Origin of the sequence: Fluoribacter gormanii (genome assembly GCF_900156395.1) — a bacterium.
In the GTDB taxonomy this organism is placed as follows: Bacteria; Pseudomonadota; Gammaproteobacteria; order Legionellales; family Legionellaceae; genus Legionella; species Legionella gormanii.
In genome coordinates this window covers 44660-67849 of the sequence record NZ_FTNL01000020.1, presented here as the reverse complement: position 1 = coordinate 67849, position 23190 = coordinate 44660, and the positions used below count along the sequence as shown (strand labels likewise).

The following is a 23190-nucleotide window of genomic DNA, read 5'->3' as shown; positions in this document are numbered from 1 at the left end:
GATTAATGATTATTTAAATTCCATGAAAAAGGGTGGCCTGCTCTAGTCAAGTTTTTCTTCTTCTTTTGAAGTATCTTAGTATGCTTGTACTCATAATTTTAATACAAGCATACTTAAACATGATTTATACAGTATTAAGTTGAGAATTAAACCTCACATTCTGCAGCATTAAAACACAAAAGCTTTTCGGTAATTTTTTTGATTACTTTTGTTCTTATTTCTTTTTCTCTTATAAAAAGATGCCCACTTTCAAATTGTTGGAACTCACAATGCTCTAATGAATGATCAGCCCATCCGAAATGGTCTTCAGGAGAGACCCAGGTATCTTGTTTACCAAAAAATACCGTAGTGCCAAAAGTTAAGGGCGACTCATCACGATAATTATAGTTTCTAACGATGTTCATATCGCCAATAAAAATGGGCAATAACACTTTAATGATACTCTTGTTCATCCGTTCATCGCTGTAATCAACAATACCGTTTTCTTTAAACACGATGGATAAGGCAGTTAATTGTTCATCGTCTAATTCACTGATTCGTTCCGAGTTTAAATCAAATAAATTGATATTCATTTGTTGCAGTTTTGTGAGCAGATTATCCAAACTTTTGGAGGGTATACGTGGATCGGGATAGGCCGATGCAAAAAGATGAATGGGTTGGGGGAGTTGATGAATACGTAAATATCGACTCAATTCGAACCCAATAAGTGAACCAAAGCTATGGCCAAAAAAAGCAAAAGGTAAATTAAATTGAGGTTTTAGCTGATTGGCTAATAATGAAACCAAGGTATCGAGGTTATCAATAGGTTGCTCCTCCATTCGATTTTCTCTGCCTGGTAACTGTATCGGACATACCTCAATAAAATCAGGGAATTCCTGTTGCCATTCCCGATAAATTGAAGCACCGCCGCCGCCATAAGGAAAACAAAACAAGCGTACCTGGGCATTTGCTTGTATTTTTCGATTGGCTATCCAAAGTGTATCAAACTGAGTTTTAGGTTCTGGTGTTTCTTGTTTGGAACCTATCCATTGGCTTGCTAATACATACTCGGCAATCTCATTGATTGAGGGACCTTGCATCATCAAAGGTAAAGAATAAGTGACACCTACGGTTGTTTCTATGATTCGGATTACTGCCAGCGCCATCAGCGAATCCATTCCCAGTTCATGCAAGGACTGAAAAGGACTGATGTCATTTTGTGGCATTGAAAAGATTAGAGCAAATTGTTCCATTAAATGCTGGATTAATCTGTCTTTACACCTTTCATAGGGCAGCGATAAATCAAGTTGAAATTGAGATTGAATGTCCATGATTTGATTAATTTGCATCGTATCATTGAGTACGCTCATGCACAGGTCATGGCAAATGGCGATTACATCATAGTTTTTATCCAGCAAGTACCAATCTGCAATGATATGTTTTCCATCTGGATGCAGATCTTTTAGTATAGTGTATATATATTTCTGGTCCTCTAGTGAACCGTAAAATTCAAGAGTCCCCATATGCGATGCAATATAGGGTTTGTTGAATTGTTTGGGTAACAATAAAAAGAGTGTCTGAATGCAGGCATCAATAATTCCCGGATGCATTTGGGTTACAAATCGTTTGCCGCGCTCTGAGGTTTTGGGGGCGCGTAACTCACAAAACAATTCATCACTATTTATCCAATATTGATCGGCCCAGCGAATCGTATCACCAGCCGGCATGCCCATGTTTGTTATTCGGTTATAAAAGGTGTCCATAGTTCCGGAGGCAGAACGTTGTTGCATCTGTTCCATCTTGGTTTTAAGTTGGTTGCTGGGCGGAGAACAATTCAGGGCTAAAGTACCGGTCGCATGTTCTATCCAGTGTTTTTTGCCATCATTGCTGTAAAAACGAAACGCTAAGGTGTCGCTTTCTTTATCCGTTTCGATGATGAGATGTACCAAAACAGTTGTTCCATCCAGGACTAATATAGGCGATAAATAATTAAGGTCTTGTACCTTAAAAGAAATAGTTTGCTGTAATTGTTTTGCTGCATACGCTAACATTTCGAGGTAATAACCCGCATGCAAAACATAAAAGGTATCTTGTATTTCAGGCATTTCTTTTGTATCAAAGACAAATTCAAATTGTCGTGCTGCTAGGGGCGAGGGGAGGGATTTTCCTCGCATAGGATAGGTTATAGAGGCTTTTTCATTTAAACCTTGATCCAAGGTTGGCCAATATATTTTACGCTGCCATGGATAAAACGGCATATCTAGAGGTGCGTAAGTGCGTTCTTCTTCATATTTATTCCAATCAATTGACGCCTGATTTACATAGTTTTTTGCCAAGGTTTCCAAGTCCATTGCGGCAAATTCGGTTATTGGCGTTGAATGATTGGATTTTTTTTGCTTGTTGTTAATAAAAACTGACTCATTTGGGGCATCAGAATTTGCTCGTAATGCCGTCAATTTTTGATAAAGATCAGCAACTGAATCGGTAATTATTGCCAAACGTTGCGCATAATGAGAACGCCTGATATGGAGGTTATAACAAATCTGTGCCAAGTTCGTTTCGGGATGATTGTTTAAATAATCACACCAGAGGCCAATTAAATCAGCTAATGCAGAGGGCTCTTTTGCTGAAAGGGTAAATAACTCTTTATCCATATTAAGCGTGCTGCTAACAGTGGTTTGCTCATTTAAAGAGGGTTCACGTAATACGAGATGAGCATTGGCGCCACCGAAACCAAAACCACTTACCCCGGCAATGCAGACATCACTGTATCTGGGTAATTGTTCTGGTTTCCTTGGAATGCGCAAAGAATAACGCTCAAACGGGATATGTGGGTTCGCGTCAGCAAAGTTAAGATGGGGTGGAATTAAACCATTCTTTAAAGCCAACGCTACTTTAATGACACTTACAATACCTGCAGCAGGCTCCAAATGCCCTATATTGGTTTTTACTGAGCTAATCCAACAAGGTTGTTCTGTATCACGATTTTTGCCAAGTACTTCGCCTAATGCTTGAATTTCAATGGGGTCACCTAGAAATGTTCCTGTTCCATGGCACTCAACATAGGATACATGAGACGGATCCGTTTTAGCCATTCGATAAGCCGATCGCAATAATTGTTCTTGTTGCAAGCCATTAGGAGCAGTTAAACCATTTGTTTTACCATCTTGATTCATTGCACTCCCAGTGATGACAGCGTAGATCTTGTCTTTATCCTGTAATGCCTTGGCAAGCGGCTTCAAAATAATGGAGCCTGCTCCTTCTCCTTGTACATAGCCATCTGCCTTGGCATCAAAAGTATGGCATTGTCCAGTAGGAGAAAGCATGGTCGCTTTAGCCAAAACAGAATGAATAGACGGTAATAAATTGATATTCACTGCACTGACTAGTGCCGTATCACATAATTTGGCTTGCAGGTTTAAACAGGCTAATTGAATGGCGATTAGCGAAGACGAACACGCCGTATCCAAGACCAGGCTGGGGCCGCGTAAATCGAACAAATAGGATAAACGGTTAGCTGCCATGCTAATCGCGCTTCCGGTGGGAATAAACAAAGCATCCATATCTGAATCCAGTTTTTGCAAGTGGCTAAATTGACTTGCATATAAGCTGGAGAAAACGCCCATATTGGAGCCTGCTAAAGCATCAACGGTTAAACCTGCATCTTCAAGGGATTCATAGGCTACTTCCAACAAGATACGTTGTTGCGGGTCCATTCGCATGGCTTCACGAGGGCTAATGCCAAAAAAATAGGCGTCAAACGCTTCAATTTGACGCAGATAGCCTCCCCAATAAGGTAAATTGGTATCACGTTGAATGATTTCTCGAGTACCCTGCAAAAGCTCCCAACGCTCTTCAGGTATTGGTGATATGATATTCTTGCCTTCGCATAATAACTCCCAAAACTCTTGAGGATTATTGGCTCCGGGTAAGCGACAACTCATGCCAATAATTGCCACTGGATCACATAACTTGTCGTTCTGTTCTTGCAAAAGCTTCTTGAGCTTTTGGATCATTAATAATGATTTTTTTAAAGTAGTTGTATCATTCATAAGCCAGCTCTAATTCTTTTAATTCCAATTCAAGCAATTCATTCAGTTGTGCATCATTTAATTGATCCAGATCAAGAGTTTTCTCGGCACTGAAAAGAGGTGCAGGGGCTGGCTCAATGTTAATTTGCACGCGTTGCATGATGTACTCAGTAAGTTGTTTCAGTGTAGGGTAACGATATAAGTCCATAGGCGCGACTACATCAGGGAAATGCTTACCCAGTTGCTCGGTATAATCGATGCCAGTAATGGAATCCATTCCATATTGCTGGAGGGGGGCTTCTCGGTCAATTTCAGTGACCTCCAATCCTAATACGGCAGCAAAGAGGTTCAGCACTAATGCTGTAATTTCTTCCTGATTTAATGCGGAAACTGTAGTTGATTGCGTATTTGCAGCATATTCAGCAACCAAATGTTTAAAAAAATCAAGCTGTTTGGCGGTGGCATTTACCTGTAAAAATTTCTTCCATTGAATCTTGCATACTGTAATTTCAGCAGGATTTAGCCTGAGCAGAGCATGGAGCAAGGCAATGCCTTCTTTAATACTTAAAGACGCCATCCCTACAGCATCTAAAAATGCGTCATGATTATGTCTGTGGCTCATTCCTTTTTCTGACCAGGCGACCCAGTTAATGCTTGATGCGGGTAGTTGCAAACTACGACGATATAAAGCGAGGCCATTCATAAATTCATTCGCTGCTGCATAAGCGCTGAGTCCTGCCATACCAAAATGGGGAACTGCTGCAATGGAAGAAAACAGCACAAAACACGATAATGGCGCTTGTAAAAAGAGTTCATGCAACACCAAAGAACCCTGTATTTTTACACGTAACACCTCACGCCATAATATTTCATCCATTTCGGCAATGGTGATATTATCGGTAGTTACACCCGCTAAATGAAATACGCCATCGATGGATTGCTGCCATGCTTTTTCAGCGTCCATAATGACTTGATGCATTTGTTCTTGATTCGCTACATCTACCGCAGCGTACCTAACCTGTGCCCCTCTCGCTTCCAACTGTTTGAGCCAGGTATTTTTTTCTAATGTTGTTGCGGAGAGTTCGGTTGTTCCGGTAAGCAATACAAAACGTGTTCCTTGCGCGACAATAAATTCTGCTACTTCATAGCCTAAGGCCCCCAATCCTCCAGTAACTAATGCAGCTACAGGGGGCTTCCAGGAATGAATCATTTCAGTATTTTTTGCCTCCCCATGAGGAGTGAAGCGGATGGTGTAGCGTTCACCGGCACGATAAGCAATATGGTTTTCTTGGGTTTGGTAACGTCCCAATTCCTTGACTAGGATTTTTGTATTATGCTCTATACCTTCATTTGCATCCAAATCAAGTAGTAACGCGTGGTATTTTGCTTGCTCGGCGGCAAAAATACGGGTCATGGACCAGAGATGATGTTGCCAGATATTGATGGTATCGGACGGATTAACCTGTTGCGCTGTTTGGGATGCAAGACAGAAGGTTATTTGATGCGACCACGAATGCTGCACTATGGCTTGCAACAAATATAATAATGCCAAGCTTGGATCGCTATGGTTTTCTTTATTTGGATCCTGTGCAGGACATAGATGGATGATGCCTTTTAAATTATCTCTGTGCTGTTCGTAAATGGTAGCAAAGAGCTGTTCATAATCGGTTTTTTGTGACGCATTGATGGTGAATTCATTCTTCTCAAGCATGGAATATTGATCGCGAATAAAACAATAAATACCTGCATGCGCACCAAGTTCTTGTTTCAAGAACGGTACTGATTCTGGTTCGCAGAAAATAAGCCATTTGCCTTCGCTGTCAATTAATCCAGGCTTAGTTGCTTGAGGGTTTTTCTCCCACTGGGTCCTGTAAAGCCAATCTTGAAGATCAATCATTTCAGGGCTAGCAACAACGGGTTGAATCGCGGGTTGCACTATAGGTTGCGCCACAGATACTACTTCTACTTCTTTTGTAGGTATCCAGCAGCGTCGTTTAGTAAATGGATACGTGGGCAAAGAGATAATATGCGGCAATTGTTGTGGGTATAATTGTTCCCAATCCACTTTTGTCCCATTAACCCAATGCTGGACCAATTCTTCATAGTGCGCATCACGGATTAATTCAGCAACCGGTTGTGGATTAGTTTGAGCATGATGATTTATCCAGGTGTTTGGACCCTGGTGAGGATAGTTTGCTAGAGCCGTAAGTAATTCATCGGTGTTTGTTGCAATCACTGCGAATCGTGCCATCATGTGTTCGCGTCCTGTTTGTAACGTGAAGCATGCGTCCCTTAGCCATTCTTTATTGTCCAGATGGCTGTTCTGCTGTAGATAACGATGCATTTGCTGTACCTGTGCGGCCAAGCGCTCTTCATTTAATGCCGATAATAAAAAGATATATGGAACATCCACCGTGTTCTGTTGTTTTATTGGCGAAATGTACTCTTCAATAATCATATGGACGTTCGCCCCACCTGCACCAAAAGAGCTCACTCCTGCTCGTCGAGGTACATTATTCTCAGGCTGCCAATCAGTACATTCTTGTTGAACGTAAAAAGGGGAGTTTTGAAAATCAATAAATGGGTTCAATTGCGTGCTATGTAATGTAGGGGCTAATTTTTTGTGGCGCATTTGTAAGAGCACTTTTGCCAATTGGGATATGCCTGCTGCAGATTCCAGATGCCCAATATTGGATTTGACTGAACCAACAGCACAAAATTGTTTGTCTTCCGTATAGTGTTCAAAGGCATCTTGCAAACCACGAATCTCTATAGGATCTCCTAAGGCGGTACCTGTGCCATGCGCTTCAATATAAGAGACGGTGCGCGCATCAATATTGGCATTTTTTAACGCTTGCAAAATCACCGCTGCTTGGGCATTAGGATTGGGGACAGTATAACCGCTGGTTTTGCCCCCATGGTTCATGCTGCTGCCTTTAATAATCCCATAAATCATATCATTATCAGCAATTGCATCCGCTAAAGGTTTCAACAAGACAGAGCCGACGCCTTCTGAGGGTACATAACCTGTGCCCCCATCAGCAAAACTGGCACATCGGCCTTGCTCGGACATAAAATTAAAACTACCCAGAAAGTGATACTTACTCGGGTGTAACGACAAATTAACCCCACCGGCGATTGCCATGGCACAATCACCACGAAAAAGACTTTCACAGGCCAGATGAATTGCTGCTAGTGAAGACGAACATGCTGTATCGACAACAAAGCTTGGCCCATTAACATCAAGAAAGTAAGAAATTCGGTTTGCTACTGAAAATGATTGGATATCCAATGGTACCCGATTTCCTTTTTGCCACTCTTCCGCGATAAACAATGGGTAAAAATTATAAGTAACCCCCGCAAAAACACCGACTGAATTTTGGGCTTTTCGTTTTAATTTGTCTCGCGTGTAACCCGCATCCTCTAGCGTGGACCATACTGACTGCATAAACAAACGTTCCTGTGGATCCATCAGTCCTGCGTCACGTGGCGAGATATTAAAAAACAGTGGGTCAAATTTATCGATATCGGGAATAAAACCTCCATGTGGAAAATAGTGTTCTTCACCTCCAATCAATACAGGATAATCTCTATAATCCCAGCGATCAGCAGGAACTTCACCCACACAGTCTTTTCCGGAACTTAAGTTTTGCCAAAACTCATCCATGGAGTTGGCCATAGGAAATGTGCCGCTTAAACCAATGATGGCAATGTCTTGAGATGAATGATTTGCATGTTTGATGGCAGATATTACGGGTTTAACCGCTTCCACCTCAAGAGGGGCTACCACCGGCATACCATTATTCTCCGATACAAGCGCAGACAACTGTTCCTTATGATTTTTTATAAAATATTTAGCTAAATCATTTAATCGGTTCCGTTCGTAGAGTAACGTTTTGGGTAAGGAGCCAAAGTCTTTTTCCAACCGGTTAGTAATTTCTAAGCCAATTAAAGAATCTACGCCATAAACTTCATAGGTCTCATCCGCTTGGATAAGTTCAGGAGCGGTACGTAATTTTTCTGCGAATATCTGTTGTAAATACATCAGGGTTTGTTGATGATCTATCGTAGAACCAACTTCCCGCGCCTTGTGCGCGGGATCCGTGGATGCTGTGGACAAGCTAAGAGACTTCGAGATTATCGAGGGTTGTGGGGTTGCTATGGAATTTGTTTCCAGATCATACCAGTAGCGTTGTTTTATGAATGGATAGGCAGGTAGCGAACCCACTCGCTGTATTTTTTCCCCGGCATACACCTGTTGCCAGTCAATGTCATAATGTTTCGTATACAAGTCACCCAGAATAAATAACTTATGACGATATTGATCGGAATTCTCTGGCTGGTGTAAGGTTTTGATTGCAGCCTGATAAACTTCATCAAATACTGGCCCCTGAATCGTCCAGGTTTGGCCTTCATTCATCATGCAATATTCAGGAGTTTCATGATTGCTTAACATGTTTAATGCATCACACAAGGCATCGACAGAATTCACCACCAACGCACAGCGGCAAATAAAATGAGCTCGGCCCATATTTAAGGTAAGACTAAGTGAGGGTAAGGAAATCGTATCTTTATTCTTATTAAGCCATTGGTGCAGGTCGACTATTTTTTGGTACAAACTTTCCTGCTGTTTGGCTGAAAATGTGATTAAATAATAGGGTTTAGCCTGATGGTTCTCGGCTCGTCTTTGGTGGGGGCGACCTTCCTCCAATATGATATGAGCGTTTGTTCCACCAAATCCAAATGAGCTGACTCCAGCGCGTAGCGGGATGTCTGCGCCGACTTCATTTTTGATGCGTTGCCAGGCCTGAGTTTCTTTGACAATGGTGAATGGGGTTCCTGTTAAATTGATATAAGGGTTTAACTCCTGAAAATGTAAAATACCCGGCAGCGTTTCATGAGTCATGGCCAAAAGCAGCTTGATGATTCCTGCAATTCCTGACGCAGGTTCTAAATGACCAATATTTGTTTTGACAGAGCCTAATGCAATCGAATTTTGTTTTGTTTTCGACGCAAGCAAGGAAGAAAATGCAAGTTTTAAGCCTTCAATCTCAACAGGATCACCTAAAGCGGTTCCCGTTCCATGCGTTTCAATGTACGTTACGGTATTTGGATCGATATTGGCCTGGGTGTAGGCGCGAATCAACAACTCACTCTGGGCTTTTGCGTTGGGTGCGGTCAACGATTGTGCCTTGCCGCCATGATTTACTGCTGAGGCTTTAATGACCCCGTAAATATGATCCCCGTCTTCTTGAGCGTGTTTTAAAGGTTTCAGCAAAAGACTGGCAACCCCTTCGCCTTTTACGTAACCATTTGCGTTTTTATCAAAAGTTTTGCAACGACCATCTGCAGATAAGGCGCCTAATTGACTCGTAACTACAATGGTGTCTGGGTTTAAAATGAGGCTAACCCCACCCGCGATAGCCAAATCGCATTCGCCATGGCGAATTGCTTGCACTGCGCGATGAATTGCAACCAACGAGCTGGAGCATGCGCTATCGACGGCCTCACTTGGTCCTTGGAAATTGAAAAAGTAGGAAACACGATTGGCAATCATGCTATGCGAGTTCCCTGTTGCAATAAATCCATGATGTTCATTGTGCTGTTTGGCAATTAAAGTCTGATATTCACTAAACTCAACGCCGGCAAAAACTCCAACATTTTGTGCGGATAATGCAAAAGGATCATAACCCGCATCTTCAATGGTTTTCCATACCGTTTCCAAAAAGAGTCGTTGTTGCGGATCCATAAGATTCGCTTCTCGAGCCGAAATATTAAAGAATCCTGCATCGAATTGATCAAACTTGTTGATAAAAGCGCCCCATTTGGAGTTACTTTGATGAGCTTCATTTCCATAATAATCACGCCAGTTCCAGCGTTCTTTAGGGATCTCGGTCACTAAATCATGGCCTTCAACCAAATGCTGCCAAAATGCAGCAAGATCATCGGATTGTGGGAAAATCCCTTGCATACCTATAATGGCAATTGCTTCAGTTTCGCTCGTTGCAATACGCCTTGGTTTTAGTGTAGGGAGATTCATTTGCAGATGAGCTGCTTCGTGGTGCGCCTGAGCCACTGCCTGCGGAAATTGGTTAATCAGGTATTCGCTAATCGAGAGTACACTACTGTGTGTGAAGAACACTGCAGGGGTGAATTCGATTTGGTAGTGCTCAGCGAGCTGTTTAGCCAATTCTATAAAATGAACGGAGTCCATCCCATATTCACCAAGATTTTTTTCCAGTGCGATTCGGTGTTGCGTTATTTTTAAAATCTGTACAACTTGTCGAACAAGATAAGAATTAAGTTTATCAATGAGTGCATTTTGGGTTAATGCCTCATCTCTATTCTCGACAGAGATTAGTTGTTCTTCATCAGAATACCAATAACGTTCCTTAGCAAAAGGATAAGTAGGTAAGGAGATTTTTTTCCTGGATTCGCCAGCATGGATTTGATGCCAATCCAGATTCTGGCCTTCTACATAAAGTTTTGCCAGCGCGAGCAAAGTCTCTTTATATTGAGAAGGATTCGACAATTGCTGTATCAATATAGGCATGATGGTGGAATTAATTAGAGCGTGTTCCGCATTTTTTCCTGCATGCATTTGCACAAACAATGGCGCGGCATGTCGCTGTGCTTTAAATTGTTCGATTAATTGGATTGCTTCAGCAAGCGTGCTTACCACCATAGCGCAACGACAATCAAAATGACTTCGGCCTGCATTTAAGGTGTAACTCAGCTGTTCCAATTGGGCTAATGGATTTTGTTCCAACCAGCCTAATAAATCATCGAGACGCTGATTTAAAGCCAATTCAGTTTTGGCAGATATGGTGAGCAAATAATGTGATTTATTGCTTGATATTAAAGGCAGTATTTCTGGTGCTTCAGATAATATCAGATGCGCATTGGAACCTCCTGCACCAAAAGAGCTGATGCCGGCGATTCTTGGTACATTGGATGAAGGTTTTTGCCATTGACTAACGGTTTGCTGCACGCGAAACGGTGTTGTGGACCAATCTATGTTGGTGTTCAACGTCTCCGAGAATAAAGAAGGCACCAAGGTGCGGTGTTGTAATTGCAACACCACTTTGGTTACGGCAGCAATTCCTGCCGCAGACTCACAATGACCAATATTGGATTTTACTGAACCAATGGCGCAATGGTATGGCATTTGTTTTTGACTAAATACTTTATTTAATCCGGCCATTTCAATCGGGTCGCCAAGTGAGGTTCCGGTGCCATGTGCTTCAATATAACTCACTTGTGCTGGATTAATATGGGCTTTTTGGTATGTTTCAGCAAGTAACTCAGCCTGGGCGTTGGGGTTGGGTACGGTGTAACCGTTTGTTTTTCCACCATGATTAAGATGGCTGCCTTTAATCACCGCATAAATAGCATCGCCATCGGCTAATGCTTTATCCAAGGGCTTTAATAGTATTGCACCGACAGCTTCACCGGGTACATAGCCATCGCCACCCTCACCAAAGCTGCGACAATGCCCATCACTTGCCAAAAATTTTCCATGGCTTAGCAACAGATATTTATTAGGATGCAAGGAAAGATTCACCCCACCAGCAAGAGCCATCTCGCATTCGCCTTCGTGAAGGCTCTGGCAGGCTAAATGAATTGCAGTAAGAGAGGAAGAGCACATCGTATCTAGTGCAATACTTGGACCATGAAAATCAAAAAAATAGGAAACGCGATTGGCGATGGAAGCAAATACTGAATTTGTTGGAGCAAATTGATTCGCATGAGCTGATTCATTACCAAATAACTGATATTGCCCATACATCACGCCTACATAGACCCCCACTTTTTTTCCGGCTAACGTCTCATGGGCATACCCTGCATCTTCTATGGTTTTCCAAGCTGTTTCTAAAAATAATCGCTCCTGGGGATCCATCAATGCAGCTTCGCGCGGTGAAATATTAAAAAATAGGGGATCGAATTGATCGACATCGGTTAAAAAACCACCCCATTTACTGTATGTTTTTCCGGGATTATTTTGATTTCGATCAAAATAGTCCGCCAAAGCCCATCGTTCCTTCGGAATTTCGCGTATACAGTCTTTTCCTGTATATAGATTGTGCCAAAATGTGGTCAAATCTTTGGCTTCTGGATAACGTCCGTTCATACCAATAATCGCGATATCTTGCGACCTTGGTGTATTTTTCATAACACTGGGCGAAATGACCAACGGAGGAATGGAATGTATCATGGGAACTTCAACATCAGATAAGCGTGGCATTAATTCACTGGCACGATGTTCCATGAAATATTCCGCTAAATCGGCCACATTTCGGTATTCAAAAAATAATGTTTTGGGTAACGCATTAAATTCATTGGCTAAACGCTGGTTGAGCTGAATGATCATCAAGGAGTCTATGCCATATTTTTCGAAAGGCGATTTGGGGTCAATGTGTTCTGGGGAACACTTCAATGTATCAGCCAGTATTTTTGTTAAAAAATTCTCAGTTTGTTTACGAAGAGTCGAGTTAAGTGCGGGGCGCTGAGTCGCTATTGATTGATTTAGTATCGATTTATTTTGCAATGCACTCATGAGTGTTTGTTGATATCCAGAAAGCACAATCCAATTTTGGGTATTATGCTGCAATGCCTGCAAAAATGCGGTGAATCCCTGTTGTGTTGATAAACTGATAATGCCCAGGTTTTCTTCAAGGACCCGTTGGTATTCTGGAGCAATGTGTAATCCTCCTTCTTCCCAAAGTGGCCAGTTAATCGAAACAGTATGTCCGAAACAATGACCCAGCGCTCGTTGTCGTTCACGTTCGTTGGCAAATTCATCCAGAAAACAATTGGCATAGGCATAATCGCTTTGCCCTGCGTTACCGAACACGGCTGCGACAGAGGAAAAAAGCACAAAGAAATCTAAAGGTTCTTTAAGCGTTGCCGCATGCAAATTGCAAGTGCCATAAATTTTAGGTGCTAACACATTGGCGATTTCAGGGGGTGTTTTATTAATAATAAATCCATCATGGATAAGGCCGGCAGCATGAATAATGCCATTAATTGCACCAAAACGTTCCTTGGTACTTTGAATAAGGGCCTGGACTTCTTCGTAGGATGATACGTCCGCGGCGATATAAGCTACCGAGGCATTCTTCTGTTCCAGTGCTGCAATCCGTTTTTGATGCTGTTTTGACAGGAGGGAACGGCCTGTTAATACAATTTTGGCCTGATAATGCTCTGCCAGATAAGTAGCAAACAAATAACCGAGTTCTCCCATACCGCCGGTAATTAAATAAACGCCAAACTTCTTAAGTATTGGTGCTATTGCCATTGAGGTAGGAATCAATTCATAACGGCGAACGTATCGATGGTTCTGTGCATCGTATCGGACTTCAATCTCATTTTGGCTTAGTTCCTGCGCAAGCAGGCTGAGATCGTGTAATTCAATAAAACGACATGAGATATTGGATTGTTCTTGGTGCAGGCTTTTTGCAAAGCCAACTAAAGCACGTGAATAAAGAGAATGATTTTTACTAATACAAACTAATTGCACTGGATGCCTGGGCTTTAATTTGCAGATTTGGGTTGTTAGCGTTTGGAGCAGATGATGGGTACGCTCCAAATTTTTTTGAATTTCTAGGGCTGAATAGGGTTCATCATTGAAGTTTTCCAGAGCAATAATAATACACTCGCTGAGCGAGTCGATACTGATATCTTCGGGATTAGTGTCTTGTACACGCAGGGATGAGGCAGTGTGAACTGGAACGTGTTCCTTAATCGATTGTATGAATTGCGGGTCACTTCCTAAAATCAGGATGGAGTCTGGATGTTTGCTTGATGAGTGCAGCGGCTGAATGTCCCATTTGGGAGAATAATAAGCTACCGTTGCTTCAGGTTTAACCGCCTCATGCACTGCGCATAAGGTAAATCCTGTAATGACCAATAAGAGGGTTCCTTCGGTATCGGTAACTTGAATATTAAATACCGGCATATGCTGATTATCTACAGCAGAAATCAAGTTGGCACGTACATAACACGTATTGGTTAACGCCTTATAAATATCGATTTGTGTTATAGAAAAGGGCAGGTAAAGCATTTCGCGATTTTTAAGCAGTACCTGAGTGGTTTGTAAAATTCCATCGAACAAGCAGGGGTGTAATATAAATTCGTTATTCTTGATGGGAAGGTTTGCAGGCAGGGTAAGTTCTGCTAAAAGGTTATTCTCATCAAAGTTTAGCGTTTTAATCACTTGAAAAGCAGGACCGTAGGTTATACCTATATTGTTAAAATAGGTATAAACGGCATCGGGTGCATGAGTTTGGGGTAAAGCAGATTTTAATTCCTGAATATTAAGCGCAAGGTGCGGAGCATCTGGAGAGCGGTCTGCGCAATAAATATCCCCATTCATATAGGAAACAGTTCCATCTTCATCGGTTAATGCAAATGAGACACAATCGGTTTCAGGAACTAAATGGACATGCAGGGGAGAGGATAAATCCCGAGTTTTTATCGGTTTTTTCCAGGTTATCTTACTTAGCGTGATTACTTGCTGATTATTTGCAGCCAGACTGGCGGCAACACGCACCATTTCCAAACATACAGCGCCTGGCAAGACCGCTTCATCATTTAACCGATGATCCTGCAAATAAAATTCATTGCCTGAAAATTGCTTACTAAAAACAGATGCGGAAAACGTAGAGATATTTTCATCGATTAATGGATGCATACCCTGAGGCGATTTACTTTTGAGTTCTACCCAATGTGATTCTTTGGCGAATGGATAAGTAGGAAGCGATATTTTCTCTCTATAATCACCATAGATAGTGCTCCAATCAATCGATTTGCCTTGCAGGTATACACTGCGTATGCGATTCAAATCGGAAGTATGTTCATGATTTGTATTGGACAGCTCTGCTGTAAGCACGTATTGCTCGATATTCTCACAGGATGAAATAGACTTCAAATGCTCCTGTAATTCTTCAACTGTCTTCACAATCACGCAAAAACGCTTGGAAAAATGCTGCCTGCCTGCATTCAGAGTGTAACTGAGCGCAGCTAAAGAAGGTACATCTCGCTGTTGTTCCAGCCATTTGAGTAACTCAGCCGCTCGTTGCTGCAATGCGGATGTTGTCACTGCAGATAAGCAAATTAGATAGGATGAGTGATTATAAAATGAGGTTTGGGTTCGCCCGGGGCTTTCCTCAAGGATAATATGAGCATTGGCGCCGCCAAAGCCAAATGAACTCACTCCCGCTCTTCTTGGAGTATTTGCTTTTTTCGGCCATTTGGTTGGCTGATTCACGAGATAAAATGGACTGTCTTCAATATCAATATAAGGATTTAATTCATTTAAATGTAGATTAGCTGGTAAAAGTTCATGACGCATCGCTAATAGAATTTTAATGATTCCCGCAATTCCTGCTGCAGATTCCAAATGGCCAATATGTGTTTTCACGGCCCCTAATCCACAATATTGTTTGGGTAAGGATTCAAGTTGTTGTTCCAATGCCAGGTGTTGGAATGCTTTTTTTAAGCCATTAATTTCAATGGGATCTCCTAATGGCGTTCCAGTTCCATGGGTCTCGATGTATTGAATGCTGTCAACTGTTATTTGCGCACGTTGACACGCAGCGATGATTACTTCTGCTTGGGCATTGGGATTGGGGGCGGTGAGTGTATTGACATGTCCACCGTGATTCACTGCAGTGCCTTTAATCACTCCATAAATATGGTCGCCATCGTTTAATGCCTGAGTTAATTTTTTCAATAAAATGGCACCCGCACCTTCACCACGTACATAGCCATTGGCATTTTTATCAAAAGTTTTGCAACGCCCATCCGCACTCAACATCCCCGCTTGATTGGCGGCGATAAATGAGGTGGGGGTGATCAAAGCATTCACTCCGCCAGCAAGGGCAAGATCGCAATCACCGTGTAAAAGCGCTTGGACTGCCTGGTGAACGGCAACGAGGGAACTGGAGCATGCGGTATCAATTGCCTCACTTGGTCCACGTAGGTTTAAAATGTAGGAAATACGATTGGCAATCATGCTGTTCATAGTACCTGTTGTAAGATAGGCGTCCATGACCTCATTTTTTTGCAGTAATTCGGCGTAATCATGATTAAATACACCTACAAACAAACCCGTTTTCAATGTGGCCAGGGCTGAAGGGCTGTATCCAGCGTCCTCAATTGTTTTCCAAATGGTTTGGAGAAATAATCGTTGTTGTGGATCAATTAACTCAGCTTCGCGAGGTGAGATATTAAAAAAGGTTGCATCAAATTGCTCGATATGATCAATAAAACCACCCCATCTCACAGTCAAATCACGCCAGTTCCAGCGTGATAAGGGCACTTCACTGATGCAATCTTTCCCCTGCGATAAATTATCCCAAAAGGTATCTACATCGGGAGCTTGTGGGAACACGCCGCTCATGCCGATAATGGCAATATCATTGGACTCATCGACATGTTGCCTTTCTCCATAAGGCAATGTTTCAACGCATTTTTTAGCTAATAAATCGGTATAAAATTCTGCTAAAGTGGCATATTCATACAAAGCAGCAGGAGATAGGCTAAGTTGATAGGTTTCGTTGAGCACTGTAGTAAGATGAATAATATTAATCGAATCGAAAGAATAGCGACTCAGAGGGGCATCTATGTCGATTTCTGTCTCATCTATGTTTAGTACATTGGCTACTAAAGCGGTGAATTGATTTTGCTTACTATGGCTTACATTGTTTTTTGTAGTGGTGTTCTCGGATAAATCCTGAGTCAATACCAGCAGATTTTGCTCATTAAATAGTGATTGCGCTTTTTTTCGTTGTAATTTGCCACTGCTTGTTTTAGGAATGGCTCCTTTAGGGCATAAAACCACTTCATGAACATCGACTCCATGATGCTTGGTGATTGCATGATGAATGGCGTTCTTGATTTCAGGCCATAGTGATTGAGGCGTTTCTTCTGTCAGTTCCTGCACTATAATAATTTTTTCTTTGTGAGCAATTTCTGTAGAAAATGCTACTTGCGGAAGATTAAGCTTGAACTGAGAGAGTACATGGGCTACTGTGATTTCCAAATCAAGAGGATAATATTTCTTTCCATAAACCACGATGACCTCTTTTAATCTGCCGGTTAAATAAATTTCATCATCTAAAATAAATCCAAGGTCTCCCGTTTTAAAATAGTGGAGGTCACTTCCTGGAATGGTTGCTTGAAACACGGTTTGAGTCTCATCAGGACGCCGCCAGTACCCATGAGCCAGTGATTTTCCGGATAACCAAATTTCACCAGTTTCTCCAGCAGCAACAGGTTGCTTTGTTTCAGGATCAACAGCAATTGCCCGCAATCCTGCCAATAATTTACCGCTGCTGACTAATCGTCGTTGAAGAGGATTTGCATCGTTTTGAGGTGGTAAGGAATGTGGTTCACAACCAAAAGGTGTGACTGCAATTGCACCAGATAATTCAGACATTCCGTATGCGGAACAAAACTTATTTAATGAAAATCCGCAAGAACGAAACTTGTTAGCGAAATCAATAATCGTTTGATATTGAACAATATCTCCCCCATTAACTGCTACTTTCCAGTGTTTTAAATTGAGTTGCGTAAGTTCTGTTTCCTTGATATCACGCACACAAATATCATACCCAAAGTTAGGGCAACCGCTATGGGTTACTCGATACGTTGAAATAGCGGATAACCAGGTAACTGGTTTGTTAATGAACGCGGTCGGGGGTACTATGATGGCTTGCGTTCCGTGATATAGCGGCACTAATATCCCACATACCAAACCATATACATGAGTATGGGGAGCCCAGGTCAAGGTGATGCTTTTTTTGGTGTAATGCCAGGCTTTAATGGTCTCTTGCAAACTATGCTTTAAATTTCCATGGGTGATGATTGCGGCTTTGGGGGTTGAAGTTGATCCTGAGGTATATTGTAGGTAGGCTACGGTGTCATCACTAATTAGGGTTGATTGATAATCTTCTGCGGACTGAGTTTTGATTGCATCAGTAGCCAGTACAGGTACCTTTCTTTTTAAGGATGTTTCAATATTTGAATGATACTGAGATAAGCTTAGGACCGCGGCAATATCAGCATCCTCAGCAATAGTATTCAGGAGTGCCTCATGTTTCGCAAATTCATCTATTTTAGGGCAAGGGATTGGCACAGCAATGACGCCGGCATACCAACATCCGATTAAACTGATGACAAACTCAACCCCAGTCGGATAAAGAAGAATGACCCTATTGCCAGTGATTTGCCGGGTTTTTAAATGTGCGGCAATGATTTTTGCTTGGTAATCCAACTCAGCTAAGGTCAGTTCAGCTGTCTTATGTTCACCATCTTCCAAGTAAAGAATTGCTTCTTGATGAGGATATTTTTGCGCTCTGTTTTGTAATACATTAACAATGTTCTGCATGAGCAACTTCCATTTGCTAAATTCCATTTTGGTTGCACCATGCTATCAATACTCGCAAATAATGTCATCTCTATCTTGAGAGATATTATTGTATCCTGGGAGAGCTAAACCTAATCCGGCGACGACCGATCTAAACTTATCTGGGTTCGCTCCATTTGGGCTAGGGATGTATTTGTCTCACCAGTTAGTCAATGCTTCATAGGTATTTGTGGAGTGAGTTTTTAAGAACTCAGAAAAATCTTTGACATCCAGGGGTTTGCTAAAGTAAAAGCCTTGCATGATGTAACATCCGTTTTCTTTTAAAAATTTAATTTGCTCCAGTGTTTCTACACCTTCTGCCAGACAATCAATATTCATTCTATGGGCCAAGGCAATCGTGTTTATTACAATATTTCTGCTATCAATGCTGACTTCGATATCTTGAATAAAGGTTTTATCAATTTTTATTTTGTTGACCTTAAATAACTTAAGATTACCAAACTCTGAATAACCGGTACCGAAGTCATCAATCGCTAGAGAGATACCCATTTCGGTAAATTTATTAATAATTGGAATGGCTTCGTTTTGAAATGCATTGGACTCTGTTAATTCGAGCTCAAGGTACTTGGGTGAAAGCTTTAGTTGATTTAAAATTTGCTCAATACGGTCAACAAGATCGTGTTGTACGAGCTGTTTTGCTGACAAATTAACCGACAAAACTAATTTAGAGCCACTGTTATGCCACTGCTTTAATTGATGACATGCCGTGTTTAATACCCATTCACCAATAGGAAGAATCATGCCGTTGGCTTCTGCTAAAGGAATAAACTCCATTGGAGAAAGCATGCCTAACATAGGATTTTTCCAGCGAATTAAAGCCTCTGCACCGCAAACTGTTCCTGTTCTTAAATCAATAAAGGGTTGGTAATGTAAGATGAGTTCATTGTTTTCAATCGCACGATAGAGTTGATTTTCAATATTCAATTGTCTGGAGGCGTCTGCAGTAATAACGGTATTGTAAATGCGTACACTATTTCCTCCTCGCTCGGTAGCTAGTGTTCGCGCTGCCTCTGCGTGGGTAATCAGTGTATCTACATCTCGACCATCAGTCGGAAATATACTGATGCCTACGCTTGCTGTTAAGTTTAATTCTTGTTGGGCAACATACACAGGATTTTCTAGTACAGCAAACAAATCCTGAGTACTGTCTTCCACTTCCAGTGCATCAATGATTGGATCTATTAAGATAACAAATACATCTTTGCGTAATAGCGAAATGAAATATTTCTTATTTTTTTCTGCAAGTTGTGCCAACCGTTGGGCAATACGATGAATAATAGTAGCGGATGCTTGATGACCGATACTGTCATTAATTTTCATCATATTGTTCAATGAGAAACAGGCAATGGCAAATTTTTGGTGCTCTTTAACGGCTCTTTCAGATACACTTTGAATGTGATCATAAAGAAATCGCTCGTTAGGTAAATCGGTTAATAAATCATGTGTGGCCTGGTAGGTTACCAATTTCAGTGATTTTTCTAATTCTTCGGTGCGCTCTTTAACTCGTTGCTCTAACAAGGTATTCATATTTTCCAGTTTATGACTAAGTAACGCGTTTTCATAACCCAAACGAAATATTTTTAAAATGATCCTATTCCCAACAATGCATGCAATGAGCATAAATATCCCAAGCACGAGAAATGAGCCACTAACCGACATGCTAATGCGACTGGCTTCAGAATGAAATAAATCAATCATTAAATATAGATGATATAAAATTGTTGGGGTAAGTAAACACGCAATACTGATGATCCCCATTGTTAAATCAATTGCAGTTGAGAAGGAAAAACAAATCAAAACAGCGAATAAAAAGATAATGGTGGTCATCTGTTGATCCATTCCATCATCCATAAACAAAATACCAATACTGCCCCATATCAGACAGATTAAAATAACAAAGTAGAGAAAACCTGTTCGACATTTAAGAATTTCTTTGCGGGTTATATGATTGTATTCAAAACGAAAGGCCCATAAGACATTGAACAAGTTTGCAAGCACCATAATGCTATACCAGGATATGATTAACACAGGCCGGGTAGAATTATACACCGCAAGTACGTACAGTAGCGCACCAAATATATTGGCAAATGCGCCAAGCTTGACCATGCTGTGAAAGGACTTGGCTGTTTCAAACGCAATTTTTCGATCGATCTCGCGCTGTTCGCTGGAGCTCAGTTGCGGTACTTCGATAAATTTAAGTCCTTTAATGGGCTTTGACATATAAGCTCCTTGCTCTATCATAGAAGCGACAGAGTCATTCCTAAGACCCCTATATATAATTATATTACTATTTTATTTTCTTGCTTTAAATTATTCAAATTGTTAGAACATAAAGCATAACCTCCAAAATATTTTCATTTTGAATGCGCGCTGGAATTTTCTCTTGCCTTACAAACCGAAACTGATTTTGTTCCGCTAATTTTTTGATATAGTCAGGATGATGGCTGAAACGCGCACTTGTTTCAAGCGACCAGGGGGTCGTTAGACTGATTTCAGTAGTGAAAATAAAATAGCCTTTAGGTTTTAAATGGTGACAAATGGAATGAAAAAGTGCGTCAAGTTCACCAAAATACGGTAACACATCGGCTGCGACAATGAGATCATAAAATGCTTTATTATGTTCAAGAAATTGATTGATTTCAGCTTTCACCAAATTATCATAAACCTCTTTTTCTTTGGCCTGAACCAGCATTTTTTCTGCGATATCAACACCGGTTAAATGTTTACTGAGTTCACGAAGAACGATCCCGGTTAAACCCGTTCCGCAACCTAAATCCAAAGTGTGGGTGTTTGCTGGTAATTCGAGTTGGTGGACTACTCGTGCCACGTGTTGCGGGATGGAATAGTTGAGTGTTCCTTTCATATGCTGGTCATAATAAAGCGCATAGTTATTAAATAAATTATGTGCATACTCCGGAGTGGTTTTTGCTTGTTCGCCTCCAGTGAGGGCGTGAAACATATGAGCACTTATTATGTCCTGAGGATTAATCGCCAAAGCACGTTCCAGATATTCTTTTGCTTTATCTCTTTGTTCTAACTTAATGAAAATTGCAGCCAGATTATTGAGTGACGAGGTATGATTGTGTTCTAACTCGAGTATATGGTCAAAAAGAATTATGGCTTCATTCAAATGGCCTAACGCCATTTGCGCTACGCCGGAATTGTATAAGTATTCAATATTATCAGGTTCTTTTTGCAGCAATACATCATAATGCATGAGCGCATTCTCAAAACGATCATGGTGCATGAATGTTGCTGCTAAATTATTACGTGCTTCAACATTCTCATTGTCCAATGCCAATGCTTTGCTGAAATAATCGATTGCCAATTGGTTTTGATGTCTTTTTAAAGCAATTACGCCCAAGTTGGAAAGCGCTTCTATTTGCTTACTGTCTTGCTCCAAAACATTTTGAAATGCTTGTTCTGCTTCGACAAGTGCATTTTTTTCAAGATGCAACACTCCGAGATAGAAAAGTGCTTCAGTATGAAAAGGGTTTAAGGATATGACATTATTAAATTGAGTTTTAGCTGCATCCAATTGATTATTTTGTAGCAAGAGCAAGCCTAAATTAAAATGTGCTGCACTAAAATCAGGTTCAGCATGAACCGCTCGGGTATAATGTAACAATGCTTGCGCATAATTTTTTTTTAATGCATAGACTGTTCCCAGATTGTTATGAGCTTGGGCATAATTTGGTTGCAGTGCTATGGCGTGTTGATAATATTCAATTGCCTTGTCAAGTTGATGTAGTTTTTTGTATGCATTCGCCAGGTTATTAAGCAGACTGGCATTATCAGGACTTAGTGAGAGTGCTTGTAACAAATAGAGAATCGCATTATCCATGTCGCCTAATTGAGCATAAGTGAGTCCTAAAAAATGCAAGGTATTCAGATGTTTGGGCTCCTGGGACAATATTTGCTCATAAAGGCTAATGGCTTGGGGCAGTTGACCTTCGTACTGGAATTTATATGCTTGCGCAAAGAGTGCATCGGTATCCATCATCTATTCTTAAGTAGATCACGCAATTGCTTTAAAGCTTGTGCGCGGTGACTGATATTATTTTTAATTTTAGCAGGTAATTGAGCTACCGTGCATTGAAAATCAGGAATATAAAATATTGGATCATATCCAAATCCACCCTCGCCAAGGGGGAGGTCATGAATCACTCCCTTGCATAGGCCTGTTGCGATGATAGGAGTAGGATCTTTTGCATGGTGCACCAATGCGATGGCACAATAAAACCAGGCTTCCCGTTGATTTGAAGGAACATGAGCCATTTTTTCCAACAACAAACCGATGTTCTCGGCATCGGTTGCCTTGTTGCCCGCATAACGCGCAGAATAAATCCCTGGTTCGCCATTTAATGCTGGCACTACTAACCCAGAATCGTCAGCTAAAGCTGGTTTTCCTGCGAGCAAGCTGGCATGACGTGCTTTGATGAGTGCATTTTCAATAAAGCTTAAACCATTTTCTACTGCATCTGAAATTGCTAAATCGGTTTGTGGAATGCACTCAATAGGAGCTAATAAATCACGCAATTCTTTAATTTTACCGGGATTACTGGTAGCAAGAATAATTTCTTTCATCATTTAATCCATAAAAAGTAGAGTATGTAGAAACGTGCCTGGGTGAATGGCGAAACCTAAGGTATTAGGCCGTTTTATGGCACCTCACAGGCGTTTTCAACTCAGTTAGAAAAGAAATCCAGTTTAACGTGATGCATTAAAAATAGAAATTAAATTTTTATG

Annotated in this window: 5 protein-coding genes; all 5 read right to left on the bottom strand. The window is 41.2% G+C overall.

Going from position 1 to position 23190, the window contains the following annotated elements; translation table 11 throughout:
- Window positions 1-146: 146 nt before the first annotated feature.
- The 5 genes from BW930_RS12595 to rdgB all read right to left on the bottom strand — a co-directional run bounded on the left by BW930_RS12595 (window position 147) and on the right by rdgB (window position 23028).
- A complete protein-coding gene (locus BW930_RS12595) occupies window positions 147-4031 on the bottom strand; it encodes a beta-ketoacyl synthase N-terminal-like domain-containing protein (RefSeq protein WP_058467002.1) in 3885 nt (1294 codons plus the stop codon).
- Window positions 4024-18429 (bottom strand): SDR family NAD(P)-dependent oxidoreductase, encoded by a 14406-nt coding sequence (locus BW930_RS12590; RefSeq protein ID WP_238587823.1) that lies wholly within the window; start codon window positions 18427-18429, stop codon window positions 4024-4026. Before BW930_RS12590 ends, BW930_RS12595 begins: the two co-directional genes overlap by 8 nt.
- Window positions 18430-18579: 150 nt before the next feature.
- Window positions 18580-20661 (bottom strand): putative bifunctional diguanylate cyclase/phosphodiesterase, encoded by a 2082-nt coding sequence (locus BW930_RS12585; RefSeq protein WP_058467001.1) that lies wholly within the window; start codon window positions 20659-20661, stop codon window positions 18580-18582.
- Window positions 20662-20755: 94 nt separating this feature from the next.
- Complete coding sequence (locus tag BW930_RS12580) at window positions 20756-22441, bottom strand: tetratricopeptide repeat protein (protein ID WP_058467000.1); 1686 nt, start codon at window positions 22439-22441, stop codon at window positions 20756-20758.
- Window positions 22441-23028, bottom strand: coding sequence for an RdgB/HAM1 family non-canonical purine NTP pyrophosphatase (gene rdgB / locus BW930_RS12575; RefSeq protein ID WP_058466999.1), 588 nt, complete (start codon window positions 23026-23028; stop codon window positions 22441-22443). Before rdgB ends, BW930_RS12580 begins: the two co-directional genes overlap by 1 nt.
- Window positions 23029-23190 lie beyond the last annotated feature (162 nt).